Consider the following 19663-nt stretch of genomic DNA (forward strand, 5'->3'; position numbering starts at 1 on the left):
ATGCTCCTACTTTGTGGTCGGTGATCTCACTGAATTCGGATCGACTGCTCGAACCACACACCTGAACCCGACGTGGCTCGTCGACGTATCGACCGGCTCGGCGTGGCGGGCGGCGGGACGATAGCGGCGGCAGTAATTCGGCGCGCAGAGGTGCGAGCCGCCCTTTAGAACCTTGCGCGGGATCCTGATGTCCGGCAGGCGCGGGTCGTAGCTCGCGTCCTCGCGGCCGCCACGCGGATTGTTCGGGATGCAGCAGGGCTTTGCGGCGTCGGCGGCATGCTTTGACGACCACCAGTCCGAGGTCCACTCCCAGACATTGCCGATCATGTCGTGGAGGCCGTAGCCGTTCGGCGGGAAAGCCATGACCGGCGAGGTACGCTCGAACCCATCCTCGCCGAGATTCTGGACGGGGAAATTGCCCTGCCAGATGTTGGCCATGTGCTTGCCGCCGGGCATCAGCGCATCGCCCCAGGCGAACTCCTCGCCGTCGAGGCCGCCGCGCGCGGCGAACTCCCATTCCGCTTCCGTCGGCAGCTCCTTGCCGGCCCAGCGGGCATAGGCTGCCGCATCGCTATAGGAGACGTGCACGACCGGATGGTCGTCGAGGCCCTTGATGTTGCTGCCGGGGCCGTAAGGATGACGCCAGTTGGCGCCGCGCATGAAGGACCACCATTGGCTCCAGTCGGTGAGATCGGTGATGCGCGGCAGCGGCGAGAACACCAGCGAGCCGGCGTAGAGCATCTCCTTCAGCGCGCCGGGATAGTCCTTGGGGTCGGGAACGATCTGCGCCTCGGTGACGTGGCCGGTCGCGTTGACGAATTGCTTGAACTGCCGGTTGGTGACGGAGGTGCGGTCGATCCAGAAACCGTCGACGGAGACGCGGTGGCTCGGCGCCTCCTCGGGATAATGATGGTCGGATCCCATACGGAAGGTCCCGCCGGGAATGAAGACCATCTCGCCGGTCTTCGCGTCGTCCGGTAACCACTCGCAGTGATCCGTATCTGCCCGCAGCATTGTGGAAACTCCGATACGAGTATTCCACCCGATACTATGGCGCGGACTTCAGCAGGCGTCGACGAGAACACATTGCCCGGCATTCTGGACGCATTGTCTGGTCCCCTCTTCTTGGCGCCGAGGGTGCGAGATGGGTGTCGTAGACTTGCGTCAGCATCTCTCCCTCTTTTGCGCACATCCTTCGAGCCCGCGGCAACACCATACCGCCATCCTCGCCCCGCGGTTCGCAGAGCGATCGTCACCGAAATCGCCTAGGTTGCAAATGGTATCCGAAGATTGGATGCCCGTGATGTGCAGTTTGTGCCAATACGTCGCGCCGATCGGTGAGGCTTAACGACACATGTCGCAAATTCCTCAATCCACAGCATCATGTGGTGCACAGCTCGCGTCAAATTCGGTGATAATTTACCTCAAAGCGCGAACTCGGCTCGTCGTACCCACTTCGCGTTGTGGTGGTATTCAGCCGCCGCCTGCCGCAGAATTGTCGCGCTTGAGTAACAGGGTGGCGCCATGGGCCAATTCCTTCTGGTTGATTCGCGTAAGCTTGACGGCTTCGAAGGTCTTCACCAGGCCGTTCACGGCTCGCACGTCGATGTCATGCAGCTCGGGCGCGGGCGATTGCGCGGATCGCTGTCCCATGTCGGCATCGGCGATTTCTCGCTCAGCATCGGCACCTTCAGCGTCGGCATGCGTACGCAGCGCGTCGCCAGCGACGACAAGCTGATCATCGGGATGTTGCTCGCGGCCGAAGAGCGCGTCACCCACTGGTCCTTCGACATGCGCCTCAACGACGTGCTCGTGATCCCGCCGCTGCTCGAGCATGACGGAATCTTTCACGGTGGATCCGCTTACGCCGCCATGCGCTTCGACATCAACGAGGTCGCATCGCTGTTCGGCGGCGAAGCGAGGCTGAGCAATCCCGACACCTGGCGCAGGCGCGACCATTTCCGGGCGGACCCCGATGGCGGCGCGATCGCCGCACATCGTCTGGTCCGGATCATGTCGCATCTGCGCACCTACAGGAGCGGCCTGACGCCCTCGACCGCCGATTTCTGGAAGCGATCGATCGTCGAATGCATGGCGGCCAACGTGATGTCGTCACTGCCGCCCGACGACACCGGCTGGCTGCCTTCGGCAAGGCGGCTGATCCGCCGGGTCGAGGAGTATCTCGACGAGGCCGGCACGCGCCCGGTGCATGTCTCGGAGATCTGCGCCGCTCTCGGGGTGTCGCGCCGCACCCTCCATCGCGCGTTCCAGGAGGTGTTCGGCTTGGGCCCGGTCAGCTTCCTCAGGCACAAGCGGCTGTGTGCCGTTCATTCCATTCTGCATGAGAGCGTTCCCGGCTCGACGACCGTGGCCGCTGTCGCCATGCAGCAGGGCTTCTACGAGCTCGGGCGGTTCTCGCAATATTACCATGCGATGTTCGGGGAACGTCCGTCGCAGACCCTGGGAGGACGAACTGTCCCTCGCCTGAGGGTTCAACCCTCTGAGCATGAATTATAGGCGCCTGGTTCGGCTGTGCTGGGGGACGGCTATGGTCCGACCGATTCCCGCTCCACCGGTCGACTGCACAGCCGTGCACCGGGCCCAACGCGGCGGCCGCGGGTAGTGTTGCGCAATTGCAACGCAAGTAAGGCTTTGAATTTGCTGGATTTTGGCTCCCCGGGCTGGATTCGAACCAGCGACCATCCGATTAACAGTCGGATGCTCTACCGCTGAGCTACCGAGGAAAGGGCGAACCAGTCGTTCGCGCGCGGCTGCGTATAACAAAGCCGCTTGCGCTTGCAAAGGACGAATTCGCGATCTTGCACAATGCGCCGAGGAAGGGCCGCCGCCCCTCCCCTGGCTCAAGTCAGGTCAAACTATTCGGCGACGAAGGACGTGGTCTTGGTTCCGGAATCGTACCGCAACCGAAGCGCGGTGATCTTGCAGAGGTTGACGTTCTTCCAGAGCACGGATTCGTCATAGTTCTGCCAGTCGACGCGGATGTTCCAGACACATCCCTCGTCGTCCTCCTCGAACTCGACATAGGTGCTCGCCTGGTTCTGCAAAACCTTGTCGAGTTCGTTCTCCCATTCGTCCAGGCCGTCGTCCGGTGCGTTGAAGCCCAGGAATTTGATGGCATAGCCGGTCTCGTTGACGACGGTGACGTTGCGGGCGTCGGCCGCGAACGACGGCGCAGCGGCGATCGCAAGACCGATCGCGATCAGTCCGGACAGAAAATACTTCATGTGAAATTCCCCCGATCGAAAGAGGCTCCGGTGCCTGACGTCGATCCGCGCAGGCACCGCGGCAACAAATGGCGTTGCCTCGAAGAATTCACCCGGAGCGCGATCAAGTGGTTCAACACGCGATCGATCGACGCTCCGGAGCGTGCGCGACGCGAGACGCGCACGGGCAGTTCATATCGATTCGAATTCTCCGCAGCAATGAACCGGCGTTCATAGATCGGCGGTGTTTGTTTTCTCCGGCACGGGCGCCGGCACTGCGGCGCCGTTGCTCTTTCCCGTCACCGCGCCGACCAGCGCTTTCACGGGATCCTCGCCCGGCGCAAACCCGCTCTGGCGCAGGATCTCGTCGATCATCGGACGCAGCGCGTGCACCTTGAGGAGCTCGCCCGCAAGCCCTTCGCCGAAGCCGACATTGCCGCCGCCGGTGCCATTGCCGCCGAACGCGCCGCCGGTGTGCAGGATGCGGACGTCCTTGAGATTGCCGATCGGCTTGACCATCTCGGCCAGAGCCGAGGGCATGGTCTCGATCCGCTTCTTGGCGAGCTCGAAGTCGATGACGTTGGCACCGAGCTTGTTCTGCGCCTCGTTCTTGAGCGTGATGATTGCGGCTTCGGCCTCGCCGATATTCCTGACGCCGACTGCCTTGATCTTGTTGGACTCGGCTTCCGCGGTGGCCAGCGTCTTGACGGCCTCGGCACGATCGAGCGAGGCCTTCTTTTCAGCTTCGGCCGCGACGATCAGCTCGGTCGACTTGCGCTCGGCCTCGGTGCGCGCGGCGAGCACCTGGGTGAGACGGGCACGGTCGGCGACCTCGACCGCGCGGGCGGTCACGACCTTTTCCTCCGCGGAGACGGCGAGCGCCTCGGCGGTCTTGGCGTCGGCGACGGCTTCCGAGGTCTGCTTGCTCTTGGCCGCGATCTGGATCTCGTTCTCCTGCGTGGCGATCTGGATTTCGCGCTGCGCGTCGGTCTTGCGCTTGTTGATGGCGAGATCCGACTCGATGACCGCGGTTTCCTTGACCTGCTTGGCGCCGGCCTCCTTCTCGGCCACGGCGCGGTCGGTATCGATGCGGGCGTTCTCCTCGGTCAGGCGCGCGGTCTGGGTCGCGGTTGCGACTTCAGCGCGGGTGCTCGCGGTCTTGTTGGCGATGTCGCGCTCCTGGGAGAGCTCGGCCTCCTTCTTGGTGCGCTCGATGGTCAGGGTCTGCTGCCGCGCCTCGAGGTCCTTTTGCGCAATCGCCACCTCGTTGTCGCGCACGATCGAGTTGCGGTCGCGCCGGCGCGTCTCGGTGACGGTCTTCAGCTGGGTCAGACCTTCGGCGTCGAAGAAGTTTTCCGGATTGAAGAATTTCACATCCGTCTGGTCGAGCTTGGTCAGCGACACCGATTCAAGCTCGAGACCGTTGGATTTCACATCCGATTCCACTGTCGCCTGCACATGCTTGACGAAGTCGCTGCGCTTCTCCTGCAACTCCAGGATGGACATGGTGGCCGCCACCGAACGCAGGCCGTCGACGAATTTTGCCTCGACCTGGTTACGCAGGGCTTCGGCGTCATTCGTCAGCGCGCCCAGCGTCTGGCTCGCGAGCGCAATGCTCTCATCGTCAGGACGGACGCGCACGTAGAACTCGGCGACGATGTCGACGCGCAGGCGGTCCTTGGTGATCAGGGACTCCCGCTCCTTGCGCTCGACGGTGAGCCGCAGCGTCTTCAAATTGACGCTGGCATAGGAGTGGAAGATCGGCAGGATCATGGCGCCGCCGTCGAGCACGACCTTCTTGCCGCCGAGGCCGGTGCGCACGAAGGCCTCGTCGCGGGTGGCGCGCTTGTAGAGGATGGTGAAGACGATCCCGAGGACGACGATCAGCGCGACGCCGATCATGGCCGGGACTGCAATGTCGAACATGACTTTCTCCGATAAATGACTTGTCAGCTGCTTAGAGGCGGTTTGGAAGGTTTCAGTTCATCGTCGGCCTTCACCGCCACGAAGCGGGTGCCGGCGCGATCGACCAGCAGGACCATGGTTCCCTGCGGCAGGGGCAATGATGACGGTGCGGCGACCGCCCACACGAAATGGCGGTTGCCGTGGATGTCGGCGACGCTGACGCGGCCGGGCGGCCCCTGATCGAGCGGGCCGATCACGACCGCGCCGACACGGCCGACGAGATCGCCGAGACCGACGGCATAGCTTTCATCCTTGGGAATGACCCGCGCGATGCCCCTGCTTGCGGCGCGGACCACCGGAATCGAGACGGCGACCGCTCCGACCGACGCGAGCGTTGCCGGCAAGGGACCGGCCACCATCCGCGCGATGTCCTGGATCAGGAAGCCGGTGATGGAGAACGCGCCAAGCAGCAACAGCAGGAAGATCAAGAGCGGCACGCCGCCGACATTGATCCAGGAGATGGCGTTGATCACGCCATTGTCGCTGGGGTGACCAAAATCGATGTTGGTGCCGAGCATCTCGCTCAGCGAGGCCCCGACCAGCATCGAGACCACCTCGATCGAGCCGACGATGAGGATCATGGCCGCCGCGATCGCGAACGGCCTGACCTCCGGCGACATCACGTGTTCGAGCAGAGCGCTCATGACACATTACTCAGGAGCGCGACTTCAACCGCGCCAGCCTCGCTGCAATCTCCTTGTCGCGATGCAACGTGCTGAGCTCGTCGATGTCGCTTGAATACGGGATCGCTGCCGGGACGCCGGTGGCGCGCGCCACCGCCCTGCCCGCGCGCAAGGCCTTCGCTGCCGCCGAGGCACCACCGGACTTCCGGGGCGACGTCGAAGCCTGATGGCTTGCCTGAGCCTCGCTCTTTTCGAGATCGGCGCGGCGTTGCTCGGCATCTTGCAATGCTGACAGCACGGCGCGCAGCGACGTCACGCACTGTTCGATCTTCTCGTTGTTCTCGTCGATGGCCCGGGAGAGCACCTCGAACTGCGCTTCGAGGTCCATCTGCCGCGCGATGCCGGCGCGGGCGAGATCGTCCCGGCTATCAGCAATCGCACCTTCGATCTTGGGCGCAAGATTGGTCATCTCGCGTTCTATCTCGGTGCGGCGCGCGTTGAGACGGTATTCCTCGGCGCGCGCGGCCGCGAGCGCATCGCGCGCTTCACTCTCCGCGCGCTCGATCTCGCGGATGGCTTGGCCAACCACGTTCAGCTTGTTCTTCCCCTCCGCCTGCTCGATCGCGTCATAGGCGATCCCGGCGATCAGGCGCCCGACCCGGGACAGGAAGTTGTCGGGGGCGGCAGCGATGGTATCCATAGCGTTCTCCTCCTCTGGCAGATTGTTCGGCGTGACGCCGTAGTGAACTTCGAAACCGTCGTCGGTGCGGATGAGGTGCGCGGGAGCGCTCTGCCCCCAACCCTCGGCATAGCCGGCATAGTCGAAGGGAACGCTGAAGCGCCCTTCCACGGTTGCAATCGAAATGGTGGCGGGGCCCTTGATCTTGGCGAGCTTGTCGTCGAGCGGCAGGCGGCGGCCCTGCGCGGCGCGATAATCGGCGCGGTCGCGCAGGCCCAGCGTCACCAGCCGCGACGGCAGCGCGGTTTCTTTCCGGATCGGCTCATAGGCATGGGCATGGAGCAGGACGACATTGGAGCCGACGTTATGGCTCCGCGCCACCTCGTCCAGGATCTCCATCATGCGGTCATAGGCCCTGAACGTCGCCTCCATGGCGGCCTTGGCGGACGGGTCAGGGGCAAGCCTGTAACGCAGCGCGGACGGCGCGTTTTTGGACGACGGGCTCATGGAAAGCACTAAAGCACCATTTTGGTGCTTTTGGAAGAGGAAGTACGATCACGTTCCCCTGACCCTCATGCACTCTGTGGGTTAGTCGTCGGCCGCAGGCGACGCGTTCAAGGAGGTTGATCATCCCTAGATCACGGCCGATCAAGACTTCATGCACGCACGGGTTGCAATTTAAGGCGAACCCAACGGAAACCGGACTGGTCAACGTTGCCGCCGACCATCCGACTGTTAATCGGCTGGTCGATGTCCCGACACTTCCATTTTTAGAGCCCGGATGGAGCGCAGCGTAATCCGGGGCCTCAGGACGCGTCCAGGATCGATCTGCGCGCCATCCGGGCTACAGCATCGCCTCACGGCCGCCGGCACACCAGATCGATCTCGATCAGTGCGTCATAGGCGAGCCCGGTGACGCCGACACACGTGCGAGCCGGCAAACGATCCGGTGCGAAGAAGCTGCGATACGTCTCGTTCATCGCGGCATAGTCTTCCTTGAAACGCGTCAGATAGATCCGCGTCATCACGACGTGCTCGAGGCCGAGATCGAGGCCGGCGAGCACCACCTTCAAATTCTCCATCACGGCCCGCGTCTGCGCCTCTATGCCGTCGGGCAGCACACCCGGCGCCTGCGGCGTGTCCGGCATCTGGCCGGTGACGAAGACAAACCCGTCGGTCTCGACGGCGTGGCTGAAGGGCGCGACCGGCTTCGGTCCGCCGCTGATCATGTGGAATTTCACTTGAGATGTCCTTGTTAAGTCGCGTCCCGAAACAGGCGCTTGCTGAGGATGGCGTGCACGCCCCAATTGCCGTCGACGACCTGGGTGACGCCGAAATCAACGGCGGCCGACATCAAGGCGATCGCCTCGTCCTCGCTGAGCCCTTTGACGTTCATCAGAAAGCGCCGCATTTTGCGGAACGCATCCTTCATGGCGAGGTCGAGCGAGGATTTTGTGTAGACTTCGCTTTGGCCCTGCGCGCCGAACTCGGCGAGATAGTTGGGATGGCTGAAGCCGGTCAGCACCCAGTCGGTCTCGGTCTCGATCAGGGGATAAGAGAGATCGGCAAAGGGCCGGCCTGCAAGATCGGCCTTCTTGTGCAGGATCACCTCGAATGTCCCTGTCATCGAGCATTCGATCGCCGTGCCGCTGAGTTCGCCGTCGCCTTGCGTGGCGTGGGAATCGCCGACCGACAGCAGCGCGCCGGGCACCGAAACCGGAAGATAGACGGTAGAGCCCTTCCCCAGCCGCCAATTGTCGAGATTGCCGCCGAAATAGGACGGCGGCACGGAGTCGACGAAATCGACCTCGCGCGGCGCCACCGCGATCACGCCGAAATGCGGCCTCAGGGGAATGCGGATGCCATCGAGTACGGCATGCCGGCGCTTCACCGTGGCCGGCGCGACGGGGACGCCGGGATAGTCGTAGGTGGCGTGCACGACGCCGAAGGGGTCGGTCTGCGGCTCCCAGCGATAGGAATAAAGCGCCCGGGCGTGCGGCTCCTCTGGATCGTCGAAGATCTCGTAGATGGTGACGACCTCGCGCGGCATGGGACCGCCGAGAAACTCGTTGTAGTGATAGCCCCACCAAGCCGCGACCGAGGAGCCGAACACACGGCCGGCATGGTTCGGATTGCGGCTCGCGCGCGGCACGATGTCGAGGATGCGCACCTCCAGCACGTCGCCGGGCTGGGCATCCTTCACCGCGACCGGCCCCGTGCAGATGTGCACGCCAAATCCTTCGCCGGCGCCACGGCCGAACACGCTGGCATCCATCGGGCCAGCGCCGCGACGATCGACGTTCTTCTTGTCCCGTGTCCAGCCGAACACGCTTTCAGCACCGGAATCGCCCGCGATCATCATCTCGGGCGCATCGGAGGCGTGCTGCGTCAGCGTCTCGATGGTGATGGTGTCGCCCGAGGCGATCTCGATTTGCGGCGATAGCGAGCGGCTGAAATAGCCCCAATGGATGCGGCTGGCTTCGACCGGGAGATGGTGATGCCTGCGTTCCGCGGTCGTCCGCTCCTCGGTGCCGGCGCAAGCAGCGGTGCTGCGTGCCTCGACGCTCGAATGCACGCGGAGCTGCGCCAGCGCCTCCTGCGGCCAGCCGCGCTGGCCGGCAATGCCGTGCTGCAAGGTCGCCCGCTCCGCCTCCTGCTGGCGGAATTCGCGCGGCGGCAGGCCGAAGCGATGACGGAAGGCGCGGCTGAAATGTGCGGAATCGCCAAAGCCGTAGGCGTAGGCGATCTCCGAGATCGAACGAAGCGCCTCGGTCGGATTGGACAGATCGGCCCAGGCACGCTGGAGGCGGCGCTCCCGGACGTAATGGGTGAAATTGTCGCCGACCGTCTCGAACAGTTTTTGCAGGTAGCGCTCGGAAATCCCCTGGGCCTGCGCGACGCGCGCCGGCGCCAGTTCGGGATCGTCGAGCCGCCGCTCGATGGTCTGGCAGATCCGGTGCAGCAGCGCGGCCTGCGTCGCACTCGATCCGGCATCGGACGTCGAAGCCGCCAGTTGATGCGCGAGCGTCAGGAGCAGGTCAACGAGCGACTGCGCGACCGAATTCCACTCGGCATCGCTCAACGTGTCGAGCGTGCGCGCGGTCGCGTCCAGCAGACGCGAGAACACATCGGCAAAGCCGCTGGGTGGAACGACGCGGGGCTCGCCGAGCCGCGGCCTGCCCGAGAGGCGTCCGTGCAGCGCTTCCGAGGTCACCGACAGCACGATGGCCCGCATGTCGCGCTGGAACACGATGCTCCAGTCTCCGCTCCGCGGCAGCAGCACGAGATGGCCGACCGGAACGATGCGGTGGCCGCCGGCGCTCTTCAGCACCATGCCGTCCTCGACCGGGATCAGCGCGATCGGAAGGTCTTCATTCGCTTGCGATAGCGGCGCGACGCTTTGCGCGCCAGCCGCCATCCGCGTCAGCGCAACACCTGCTGTGTGGCGATGCGATGCGGTTGCATGTCCGTCAAAGAAGGAATGGCCGGTCGCCGGTTGCAGGCCGACCGCCGCCAGCACGTCCCGCCAGGCTTCGGGGCGGTCGTCTTGCGCGTAGGACTCGCTCGTGAACGGCCGGAAGCTCATCAGATCAACCCAGATTGCAGTTGATCGAAGCAACCTCTGTGCCAGACGAACGCGGTCATCCGTCGCAGCAACGGGCCGCAAATGACGTTCGCCGCTCATCCCCTCATCCCGAAAACTCGCTGTGTCTCAATGCATTAGTCGCAGCGAAAGATGTTCTTGCGGATCGTGCCGTGGACGCCCCAGTTGGCGTCGACGACCTGGGTGACGCCGAAATCGGCGCCGACCGACAGCAGCGAGATCGCCTCGTCCTCGCTGAGACCGTGCACGGTCATCAGGAACCGCCGGAGTTTTCTGAACGCATCGCGCATCGCACGGTCGAGGCTCGAGTGATTGGCAATCTCGGTTTGTGCGTCGGCGCCGAGCGCGGCCAGATAGTTCGGATAGGTGAAGCCGTAGAACGACCAGGCGTGATCGGTCTCCAGCATCGGATGGTCGAGGCCCTCCAGACTGGTGCCGGCCAGATCAGCCTTCTTGTGCAGGATGAACTCGAAATCGCCGGTGAGCGAGGTCTCGATTGCGGTGCCGCCGAGCTCGCTGTCGCCTTGCGCGGCGTGAGGATCGCCGACCGAGAAATAGGCGCCGGGGACTGCGACCGGATAGAACATCCGCGCGCCCTTGCCGATACGCCAGTCGTCGATGTTGCCGCCGGTGTAGCTCGGCGGGATCGAGCTGACGAAATCAGCTTCCGAGGGCGCGAGGCCCATGGTGCCGAAATGCAATCGCGCGGGCACCCTCACGCTCGACAGGATGTTTTCGCGCTTCCTGACGGTGGCGTGATCGACGCGCACGCCGGGATAGTCGATGGTGGGATGCACGATGCCGTCGGGGTCGGTCTGCGGCGTCCAGACGTAGTTGTAGACCGCTTTCGCATAAGGCTCGCCCGAGGTGTCGAGCTCGAAGATGGTGACGACCTCCCGCGGCTTCGGCTCCTCGATCAAATCGTGATAGTGAAAGCCCCAGTTTGCGGCGACGTTGGAGCCGAAGCAGCGGCCGGCGTGGCAGGCGCTGCAGCTCGGCCGCGGCCTGATATCGAGGATGCGCACTTCCAGGATGTCACCGGGCTCGGCGCCTTCGATCGCGACGGGACCTGTGAGAAGATGCACGCCGATCCCCTCGCCTGCGCCGCGGATGAACGGACCTTCGACCGGGCCTGAGCCGCGGCGCGGGACCGCCTTGTACTCGCGCGTCCACTGGAACACGCTCTCGGCGCCGGGATCGCCCTGGATCATGCGCTCGTAATCATCGTTGGCGTGATGGGTCAGCGTCTCGATGGTGGCGCGGTCGCCGGAGCGCAGTGTCAGGGCCGGCGTGACCTTCTTGGAGAAATAGCCCCAGTGGACGGTCTTCGGCGAAACCGGCAGCGTGAAATGCTTCATCAGGTGGCCTCTTCGGGGAACGCGGTCTTGAACGTGGGGGCGGCGCTCATCGCACCGCCTCCGGAGTCTTGTCGGCTTCCATCACGCTGAGGAAACGCGCCGTCAGCGGATTGCGGGGATTGGTGAGCACCTCGTGCGCCGGTCCCTCCTCGATGATGGTGCCGCCGCTCAGGAAAGCGACGCGGTCGGCGACTTCATCGGCAAAGCGGATCTGGTGCGTCGAGATGATCATGGTGAGACCGTCGTCGATGGCGAGCCGCCGGATCACTTCCAGTACCTCGTTGACGAGCTCGGGATCGAGCGCCGAGGTCGGCTCGTCCAAGAGCAGCACGCTTGGATTGGGCGCCAGCGCGCGGGCGATGGCGACGCGCTGCTGCTGGCCGCCGGAGAGATGTCGCGGCAGCGCGTCGGCGCGCTGTGAGAGACCGACACGGTCGAGCAGCTCGGTGGCGCGACGGTCGGCGTCGATGCGGGTCATACCGTGGACCCAGCGCAAAGGCCCGGCGATGTTTTCGCGTGCCGACAGATGGGCGAACAAATTGAACTGCTGGAACACCATGCCGACACCGACCGTTGCCCGCTCGTTGGCGATCGCCCGCGGTGACAGCAACTTGCCGTCGTCGTCAAAGCCGAGACGGCGGCCGCCGACGCGCACGGTGCCTCCGTCCCAGCTTTCGAGATGGTTGATGCAGCGAAGCAGCGTGCTCTTGCCCGAGCCGCTGGGGCCGAGCAGCGCGACCACTTCGCCGACGCGAACGGTCAGATCGAGGCCACCGAGCACCTTTTGCGTGCCGTAGCTCTTGGTGAGGTCCTTGGTCTCGACCGCGATGTTGTTGCGCGCGATCGTCGCGGAACGCCGCGTGCGCTCCTCTCTGGTCAGAGCAAGCGGCGGCGTGTCGGTCAGCTCTGCCTGCACGGGTTCGGGATCGGCGACGGTCGCCTCCGCAAGCTCCAGCTTGGCGCCGAGATCGACGCGACGCCACGGCAGGTAATCGGCGAGCTTGCGCTTCCGTCCCTTGGCGCGGTCGAGATCGAGCAGCCATTCGACGAACAACTGGATGACGCTGATGGCAAAGGTCAGCACGAGGTACAAGAGGCCAGAGGCGAAGAAGATCGAGAAGAAGTCGAAGGTCGAGGACGCCAATTGAGTCGAGCGCAAGGTCAGCTCCTGGACTGCGACGACGGACGCCAGCGAGGAATTCTTCAGCGCGCTCACCGCCTCGTTGCCGAAGGCCGGGATCATGGTGCGGATCGCCTGCGGCGCGATCACCCGCCACATCAGGATCCGCGGCGTCATGCCGAGCGCCTGGCCGGCCGTCACCTGCCCGCGGTCGACGCCGAGCACGCCGGCGCGCAGCATCTCCGCGATGAACGGCGCCTCGTTGCAGGCGAGCGCGAGGCCGGCCGCCAGCACCGCCGGCAGCTTGATGCCGATATGCGGTAACGCATCGTAGGCGAAAACCATCTGCAGAATCAGCGGCGTGCCGCGAAAGATCACGGTATAGGCCCTGGCGATCGCCGCCAGGAGCCAGAAGCGCGAGAGCTGCATGCCGGCGAGGATCAATCCAAGGATCAATCCACCGCCGAGCCCGAGGGCGGTCACCTCGAGGGTGAGCTCGATGCCCTCGAGCAGATACGGCATGCTCAGGTAATGGAGGAACAGCGACATCAGTCTGCCGTCAGAATGTCAGGCTCCTTGAAGTTGTTCACGTCGAGCCCATGCTTCTTTAGAAGCTCCATATGCGTGCCGGCCTTCTGCACCTCGATCAGTGCGGCGAGCACGGCGTCGCGGAATTTCGGCTTGTCCTTGGGAACGGCGATGCCGACCGAATACGGGATCGTCACCGCGATCGCCTTCTCCAGCTTGTCCGGATAGGCCTTCACCGCACTGTCGACGGTGTTGACGTCATTGACATAGGTGTCGGCGCGGCCGGCCAGGATCGCCTGGATGCAGTTGGCGTTGTTGTCGTAGAGCTGGATGGTCGGCTCGGCCTTGCCCGCCTTCTTGCATTCCGGGATCAGGGCCTGGATCAGGGGCACCTCGACATAGCCGGTGTTCTCGGCGGCGGCCGCGCCACACATCGACATGTTGATGCCGTTGATGCCCTTCGGATTGCCCTTGGCGACGAGCACCCCGTCGAACACTTTCGAGTAGGTGATGAAGTCGGCGGCCTTGGCGCGCTCCTTGGTGGCGTAGATGTCGGAGATGACGATGTCCGCCTGGCCGGCAGCGAGCGTTGTGAGGAGTGCTGCGAACGTCACCGGCTTGTAGGTCAGCTTGAAGCCGAGGCATTCGCCGATGGCCTCGCCAAGATCGATGTCGAAGCCGATATATTTGCTGGGATCCTTCGGGTCGATCGTCTCATAGCCCGGTGTATGCGGGTTGATGGCGTTGACGAGCGTCTTGCCCTTCCAGTCCGGATATTTCTCCTGGAGTGCGGCGCAGGCGGCGGGCGCGGCGGCCTGCGCGCTCAGCGGCGCCGCTGCGACGAGGCCGAAGGCGATGGTGGCGCCGAGCGCGACCTTGCGCCACGGTGATGATGCGCGCGCCGTTCCCTGCGCGTGGGGCAATACCCGTCTCTCCATCTCCAGCTCCTTTGAATTGTCATGGCACTGGCCATGTTCCAGATCTCGGGAGCGAGCCTAGGTGGAGTGCGGACGGGAAAGCTTGTCCGCGGGCGTACAAAAAATTGGATGAATGAGGCCCGCGAATTAGGCAGCCGGCTGCACAAAAACTGTTCGTGCGTCAGGTGTCCTGCGGCACGCAATTCCGAATTCGGGAGAACCAAATGATCTCGCGCGACGCAATAATCTGCACGGTTGGAGAATCAATCAGTCAGGATATTTGACAGAGATATGACGTTCGCTGACGGAAATGAGGCGCGGGGCAGACGCATCTGTGGACGACATCCACAGCATCTCACCGCTTTCCACAGCCTGTCCGCAGCATATCCACAGGCCGACTATGCCGGATTCGCGAGGCCGCACGAGCCACTTGCTGCGCACAAACCCACAGGGCGGCTATGTCAACCGCCGGCTTGATCGAACACGGTGCGGCAAGCCTCGCTCAAGCTTGACCGGTTACGGCGCAGACAGGCCGTGATGGCGCGGACGTTGGGGATCTCGCCGGCGCAGAGCCGGTAGACGTCGGGGGTGCAGGCCCGGCGCTGCTCCGGCGTTCCCTGCTGTGCATTGGCGGCGGAGGCGAACAGCGCCAGGAACAGCCCGACCGTCGAGGCGCGGCGCGCCCGGCTCTTCGCCCCCGCAAACCGTAAGAACCTTGCCCTCATGACCAAGTCTCCCGTCTGCCTTGCCCGCCCCCGGCCTTCGCTGGCCGGTGTCGTGCCAAGGGGTAGGAGAAATAAATCGCGGGGGATGTGATCTCTTTCACACTGAGGCCGGACGGGAGGAACGTACGGTTCCGCGGGGATTTTAAGGAATCGCTAACCAATCGGAGCCCGATCGCCGGATCGCTAAAATGCGAACGATCGGCTCAATCGGGTAACAAACCGGCTTTGCGACATTGCGCCATCCGCGTTCTGCGAGGGTGCGATGAGCGAAGCCGAATTCAACTTGCTGCTGGATGCCGTCCGGGACGCCATGGTCTATCAAGATTTCGCGCCCGAGCCGGAGGAGGAATTCGTGCCCCGCTCGTGGTCGTACGTCGCAACGCCCAAAGCCGCCAATGACAATGAGGGCGCCTGGCCCCTTCTGCCGTTTCCGGACGGCTGGTACGCGGCCTGTTGAGACCACTTTCAACGTCAACCGATGCGCCCGCTCCTGCGGGCGTTTTGCTATCGGCCATGCGCCGGAACGGCGCGGCTCCGATCAGGTCTTGACCCGCTCCTCGCCGTCCTGCGGCACCCGGTCGGGTGCGGCCGGCGGAAAGATACTGTCATAGATCGCACGGGCCTCGCGAATGAGGCGAGCCCGCTCCAGCTCGGATTTCGGGACAAATCGGACGACGTCGCTCACGTGCTCTCCAGCTCCAGGGGGGCCTGACGCATCACTTCGCAGATGCGAAGTCTATGCCATCGGGCCTGAATCGCTGGTGTCCGCCAAGCCCCGGGCAAACCCGGTGTGCACGACCTGGCAGGCCTTAGCCGCGCGCTTGGCGGAACGCGCGGTGAGCAAAATTTGTGATGAAATATCAGGAAGTTGTAATGGAGGCCACGACCAGAATTGAACTGGTGTACACGGTTTTGCAGACCGTTGCGTAACCACTCCGCCACGTGGCCCCGTACGGGCGGAGCAATATAGGGGATCAATGGCTTAGGCAACCCCGGCCGGGTGTTTACGCCTTTGCCACGCCAGGACCGGCGAGATATTTCGCAAGAATCGCATCGGTCGGGCCGGCCGCGGTCATCCGCCCCTCCTCGAGCAGGATCGCGCGGTTACAGGTGCTCTGGATCAGCTCGATGTCGTGGGAGGCCAGCACCAGGATGCCGGCACGGGCCACGATCTCGTCGAGCCGCTGCCGCGCCTTCCGGCGGAATTGCTGGTCGCCGACGCCGATCCATTCGTCCAGCAGCACGATCTCGCCTTCCACGGCGGTTGCGACCGCGAAGATCAGCCGCAGCATCATGCCGCTGGAATAGGTCCGCAGCGGCAGGTCGAGCCTGTCGCCGAGCTCGGTGAACTCTGCGATCTCCGCCCGCCGCGCATCGATCTCGGAGCGCCGCGCGCCGATCACGAGCCCGCGGCGCACGATGTTCTCGTAGCCCGTGGCCTCCTCGTCGAAGCCGGCCGACAGGTCGAACAGCGACAGGCAGCGGCCGAGCACGTCCACGCTGCCCGCGGTCGGATGATAGATGCCGGCGAGCACCCGCAGCAGCGTGGTCTTGCCTGCGCCGTTGGCGCCGATGATGGCGACGCGGTCGCCGGCGCGGATGTCGAGACTGACGTCGTTGAGCGCGGAGACGATGTGCGGCACAGCCCGCGTCCGGCGCAGCGTCACCGCGCTGACGAACCGGCTGCGCAGCGAACGGTCGCGGAACGACAGCACCGGAAAGTTGACCGAAACGTTGCGAAGCACGATGTGGGCAGCAAGGCTCATGCGCGCCTCACAGCCAATACGCCACGCGGTGGCGGTATTTCGCGTAGCAGCCGAAGGCGATGACGGCTACGACGATCGCATAGATCGCCCCGAGCAGCCATTGCACCGGATCGGTCGGCTGCGACAGCAGCGGCCTGCGCACGAGGTCGAGCAGCGTCGCGAACGGATTGGCGCGGATCAGCCAGGAGAACGCGGTGCCGCGCAGGGCGTCCTCGGTCCAGATGATCGGCGTCAGGAAGAAGATGAATTGCAGGCCGCTGACGACCGCCGTGCCGATATCGCGAAAGCGCGCGCAGAGCATGCCGAGTGCGACCGAACCGCCGAGCAGAACGATGAGCAGGATCGCAAAGCCGGGCACCGCGAGCAGCATGCTCCCATGCAGCGGCCAGGGCATCACGATGTAGAGCAGCACCACGATCACCAGATGATGCGCGAAGATGAGCACGTTGCGCGCGATCATCTGGAGCACATGCACGATCAGCGGCGCCGGCACGGCCTTGATCAAGTGGCCCGACGCCACGAAGATGCTTGAGCCTTCCTGGAGCGTCGTCGCGATCAGGGTCCAGACGATCAGGCCGACGGCGAAGGGCGGCAGGAAACCGGCGATGTCCTGCTTGAACAGTGCGGCGTAGACCGTGCCGACACTTGCGATTGTTGCTGCCAGCGTCAGCGTGATCCAGAGCGGGCCGATCACGGTGCGCCGGTAACGCAGCGAGATGTCCATCAGCGCGAGCGTGCCCCACCGATCGGGCCGCGCCGCCTGTGCAAGGATTTCCTTCGCCGCGGCCTGAATTCGACTGCCCCTTCCGCTTCCGGCTTTCCGATTCTGCGAAGATAACAGTTCGCGGCCCATCGGCCGATCGTCTCTACCCGCCCGTCTCGCGCGGGGCAATCAACCGTACGGAGGATTTAAGCGCGAGTCAGCTGCGCTTGCTGCGCCGGACACCGCGCCGGCGGTCCTTGACCGGCGGTTTTGGCGCCAATTCCGGCATTTCGGCCTGAACCTCGCGGTAGCGCGTCAACATCCGTTCAAAACTGGCATTGAGCGTCTCGGCGATATCGGGGCGCTTCTCAAGACTGGCCAGGATGGTCGCGGCCGCCTCGATGGTCGACAGCCCGTCTTTCCGCGGCTCCTTGCGCAGGCGTCCGTATCGGGAGGGATGCGCCGGGTTGAGGATCACGCGCTGGCATTTGAGCATCCAGGGATTGCGCCACCACAGCGCCTTGGCCTGGCTCCAGGTGCCGTCGAGCAGCACCACGCCTTCGAGCTTGCCGAGGATCGAGCGCTGGTTCTCCGCGACTTCGCCCTTGCGGTTGAGCGCCAGGATCTCGCCCTCGGCCTCCAGATCGGCCGCGCGCGCCGAGCCAAGATAGAGCACGGCCCAGTGCGAGGCGTTCTCGACCGGCCGCGCCAGCGCCTTGGACAGGCTCGACCAGGACAGGCCGACCCGCACCGTGGCATCGGCAAAGTGCTTCGCAAGCAGCCGGGCGGTGCCGAGCGCCCTGTCCTGCTCCTGCGGATGCTGGAGGATCAGGAGCGAGAGCCGGTTCTTGATGGGCGTGACACTGTCGCAGATGCACAGCGGCATCGGCTTCTGGCAGTGCGGGCATTCGGGGATCGGATCGGCCGGCGCGGCGGCTGTGGGGTTCGACATGGTCGCCGCTATACGCTTGAAGCGGCGGTTCAACAACTCTCTTGCCGGGAGTGGCGCCGCCATAACCCCGAACCTCGGCACACGACAAAAAGACCGCCCGAAGGCGGTCTCGTTGCGCCGGTATGTCGAACGCGTCGACCGCTCTGCTAGACCGGCGTTCCGGCAGCGTCTCTCCAATCCACAGTACCATTCGCGGCCACGTTGGCGACCCAAATCGGCTTGCTGAGGTCTGTGTCGTAGAACTGAGCACCTACGTCGACATGGGCTTTGGGATGGGGATTGGGAGGCGATGGTCATGAAGTGTGGTGGTCAGGCCGTAATACACGCCCCAGTTGATCGCCGAATGACGTTATCGCTCGGACTTGGTGACGTCTTGGAGGGTACGATCTTTCTACAAGGCGCCTGCGTTGCGTGACGTTCCGCGCTCGAAGGCCTTTCGTCCCGTCTTCGCAATGAGGTGTACGGCGGCTTGAGCCCGACGTGACTTGGCTGTCGGGCTCACGGCACGGGGCGTTTGCGCATGAACGCCGTCAACACCGTCTTGAACGGAGCCGGCGTGCAGTGCTGAACCGCTAGCAACAGCGAATAGAGCAGCTTCGATCCGAAATAGTAGGCCGGCTCCGCGTCCCACGGGATCACATACAGATCGTATCGGGAGGCGGGAAAATGCCGTTTGAACGCGCTGGCAGTGTTCAGCCGATAGACGGCCGGGAAGACATCCTCGCCCTTGCGGTCGTCCTGGGCCGACTGGATGATGCGGGCATGCAACTGGTCGGGGATCATCCGGTTGGCGAGTGCGATGTATCCATAGCGGTTGGGCGTTCGCGCGCAGATCCAGCCGCCCGGCTTGAGCACGCGGTCGAGTTCACGGGCGGCTCTGGCAGGATCCTGGAGATGCTCGAACACAAAATCCGATACGATCACGTCGATGGAGTGATCGGCGATCGGTAGCTCTCCATCGGGTGTGATCACGAACGCCCGATCCAGCGCCTTGTTGGTCGTTACGGCCGGGTCGACATCCACCCCGACGAGCTCGCGCACCCGTCCCTTCAACGACCGCAGACTGCGCCGGTAGGCGACCGAATCCTCGCTCTGGCCGGCGCCTCGCCCGGCGCCAAAGTCCAGCACGACGGAATCCGGGCCAACCAAAGCCCCGACCCGCTGCCAGAACTGAACCGTGCCATCGACCCGAGAGAATCCACCCGCCGCAATCTCCGGGAAAAAGTGCGATCCGACCGTATTAGCCATTTGGCCAATCACTCCAAAACACCACGAGCCAGCCGATTTCCGCTCGCCCGCAAGGATTCCCAAGCACGTCACACGTTCTCGGGGCGGGATTCCGTTCGAATGCAATAGCTTCGGGCGGCGCGACGAGCGAAGGCCGCGCCCGTCTCCGTTCTGTAACGAGCTTTGTTGACAGAAATGAGAAGTAACAGCCTTTATGAGAACAGATGTTAAGTTGACAACATCAAATGTTAGGGGATCGAGCCGACTGACGG

At 64.1% G+C, this 19663-nt stretch carries 18 protein-coding genes, 2 tRNA genes and 1 pseudogene; 2 read left to right on the top strand and 19 right to left on the bottom strand.

The features are described from left to right. Positions 1-6 precede the first annotated feature (6 nt). Positions 7-1014, bottom strand: a complete 1008-nt coding sequence (locus tag AB7Z56_RS22695; protein WP_063983346.1) for a formylglycine-generating enzyme family protein — start codon at positions 1012-1014, stop codon at positions 7-9. 459 nt (positions 1015-1473) lie between these two features. Next, positions 1474-1653 carry a hypothetical protein gene (locus AB7Z56_RS22700; RefSeq protein ID WP_245328430.1) on the bottom strand — a complete coding sequence of 60 codons (180 nt, stop codon included), beginning with the start codon at positions 1651-1653 and terminating at the stop codon, positions 1474-1476. Here AB7Z56_RS22700 and AB7Z56_RS22705 point away from each other — a divergent pair. After that, positions 1633-2517 carry a helix-turn-helix domain-containing protein gene (locus AB7Z56_RS22705; RefSeq protein ID WP_245328431.1) on the top strand — a complete coding sequence of 295 codons (885 nt, stop codon included), beginning with the start codon at positions 1633-1635 and terminating at the stop codon, positions 2515-2517. The genes AB7Z56_RS22700 and AB7Z56_RS22705 overlap by 21 nt on opposite strands. A 152-nt stretch (positions 2518-2669) precedes the next feature. Here the strand turns inward: AB7Z56_RS22705 and AB7Z56_RS22710 are convergent. The 11 genes from AB7Z56_RS22710 to AB7Z56_RS22760 all read right to left on the bottom strand — a co-directional run bounded on the left by AB7Z56_RS22710 (position 2670) and on the right by AB7Z56_RS22760 (position 14743). Beyond that, a tRNA-Asn gene (locus tag AB7Z56_RS22710) sits at positions 2670-2744 on the bottom strand. Positions 2745-2876: 132 nt separating this feature from the next. Then, on the bottom strand, positions 2877-3245 hold the full coding sequence (locus AB7Z56_RS22715; protein ID WP_063983400.1) for a hypothetical protein: 369 nt from the start codon (positions 3243-3245) through the stop codon (positions 2877-2879). A 210-nt stretch (positions 3246-3455) separates the two neighbouring features. Then, complete coding sequence (locus AB7Z56_RS22720) at positions 3456-5150, bottom strand: flotillin family protein (RefSeq protein WP_166096526.1); 1695 nt, start codon at positions 5148-5150, stop codon at positions 3456-3458. A gap of 23 nt (positions 5151-5173) precedes the next feature. After that, positions 5174-5833 carry an OB-fold-containig protein gene (locus tag AB7Z56_RS22725; protein WP_354123813.1) on the bottom strand — a complete coding sequence of 220 codons (660 nt, stop codon included), beginning with the start codon at positions 5831-5833 and terminating at the stop codon, positions 5174-5176. 10 nt (positions 5834-5843) lie between these two features. Then, positions 5844-7007 carry a PspA/IM30 family protein gene (locus AB7Z56_RS22730; RefSeq protein WP_354123814.1) on the bottom strand — a complete coding sequence of 388 codons (1164 nt, stop codon included), beginning with the start codon at positions 7005-7007 and terminating at the stop codon, positions 5844-5846. Positions 7008-7348: 341 nt separating this feature from the next. Next, entirely contained in the window at positions 7349-7732 is a 384-nt protein-coding gene (locus AB7Z56_RS22735) for a RidA family protein (RefSeq protein WP_063983404.1), read from the bottom strand. A 14-nt stretch (positions 7733-7746) separates the two neighbouring features. Next, positions 7747-10077, bottom strand: coding sequence for an acetamidase/formamidase family protein (locus tag AB7Z56_RS22740; protein WP_063983405.1), 2331 nt, complete (start codon positions 10075-10077; stop codon positions 7747-7749). Between the two features lie 134 nt (positions 10078-10211). Further along, entirely contained in the window at positions 10212-11453 is a 1242-nt protein-coding gene (locus tag AB7Z56_RS22745) for an acetamidase/formamidase family protein (protein ID WP_063983406.1), read from the bottom strand. Between the two features lie 46 nt (positions 11454-11499). Next, positions 11500-13122, bottom strand: coding sequence for an amino acid ABC transporter permease/ATP-binding protein (locus AB7Z56_RS22750; RefSeq protein WP_063983407.1), 1623 nt, complete (start codon positions 13120-13122; stop codon positions 11500-11502). Beyond that, positions 13122-14039: an ABC transporter substrate-binding protein gene (locus AB7Z56_RS22755; protein WP_063983408.1), complete on the bottom strand. Its 918-nt coding sequence runs from the start codon at positions 14037-14039 to the stop codon at positions 13122-13124. The genes AB7Z56_RS22750 and AB7Z56_RS22755 overlap by 1 nt, the downstream gene beginning before the upstream one ends. 440 nt (positions 14040-14479) lie before the next feature. Beyond that, entirely contained in the window at positions 14480-14743 is a 264-nt protein-coding gene (locus tag AB7Z56_RS22760) for a hypothetical protein (protein WP_063983409.1), read from the bottom strand. Positions 14744-15005: 262 nt separating this feature from the next. Here AB7Z56_RS22760 and AB7Z56_RS22765 point away from each other — a divergent pair, with 262 nt between their 5' ends. Next, positions 15006-15200 carry a hypothetical protein gene (locus AB7Z56_RS22765; RefSeq protein WP_039148908.1) on the top strand — a complete coding sequence of 65 codons (195 nt, stop codon included), beginning with the start codon at positions 15006-15008 and terminating at the stop codon, positions 15198-15200. A gap of 81 nt (positions 15201-15281) precedes the next feature. On the opposite strand, the gene AB7Z56_RS22770 is transcribed toward AB7Z56_RS22765, so the two are convergent. From AB7Z56_RS22770 to AB7Z56_RS22795, 6 genes and pseudogenes are all read right to left on the bottom strand, one after another. Next, positions 15282-15428: a hypothetical protein gene (locus tag AB7Z56_RS22770; protein WP_167767891.1), complete on the bottom strand. Its 147-nt coding sequence runs from the start codon at positions 15426-15428 to the stop codon at positions 15282-15284. Between the two features lie 189 nt (positions 15429-15617). After that, positions 15618-15691, bottom strand: a tRNA-Cys gene (locus AB7Z56_RS22775). Positions 15692-15747: 56 nt separating this feature from the next. Beyond that, positions 15748-16353 (bottom strand): annotated as a pseudogene (locus AB7Z56_RS22780) (ABC transporter ATP-binding protein); the annotation flags it as partial. A 163-nt stretch (positions 16354-16516) separates the two neighbouring features. Beyond that, the gene (locus AB7Z56_RS22785) at positions 16517-17362 is read right to left on the bottom strand and encodes an ABC transporter permease (protein ID WP_245328437.1); all 846 of its coding nucleotides are present in this window, start codon (positions 17360-17362) and stop codon (positions 16517-16519) included. Positions 17363-17429: 67 nt separating this feature from the next. Further along, positions 17430-18164 carry a tRNA-uridine aminocarboxypropyltransferase gene (locus AB7Z56_RS22790; RefSeq protein ID WP_063983412.1) on the bottom strand — a complete coding sequence of 245 codons (735 nt, stop codon included), beginning with the start codon at positions 18162-18164 and terminating at the stop codon, positions 17430-17432. A 498-nt stretch (positions 18165-18662) separates the two neighbouring features. After that, on the bottom strand, positions 18663-19475 hold the full coding sequence (locus AB7Z56_RS22795) for a class I SAM-dependent methyltransferase (protein WP_187387706.1): 813 nt from the start codon (positions 19473-19475) through the stop codon (positions 18663-18665). Between the last annotated feature and the right edge of the window lie 188 nt (positions 19476-19663).

Source organism: Bradyrhizobium sp. 482_C4_N1_8 (assembly GCF_052075965.1).
In the GTDB taxonomy this organism is placed as follows: Bacteria; Pseudomonadota; Alphaproteobacteria; order Rhizobiales; family Xanthobacteraceae; genus Bradyrhizobium; species Bradyrhizobium barranii.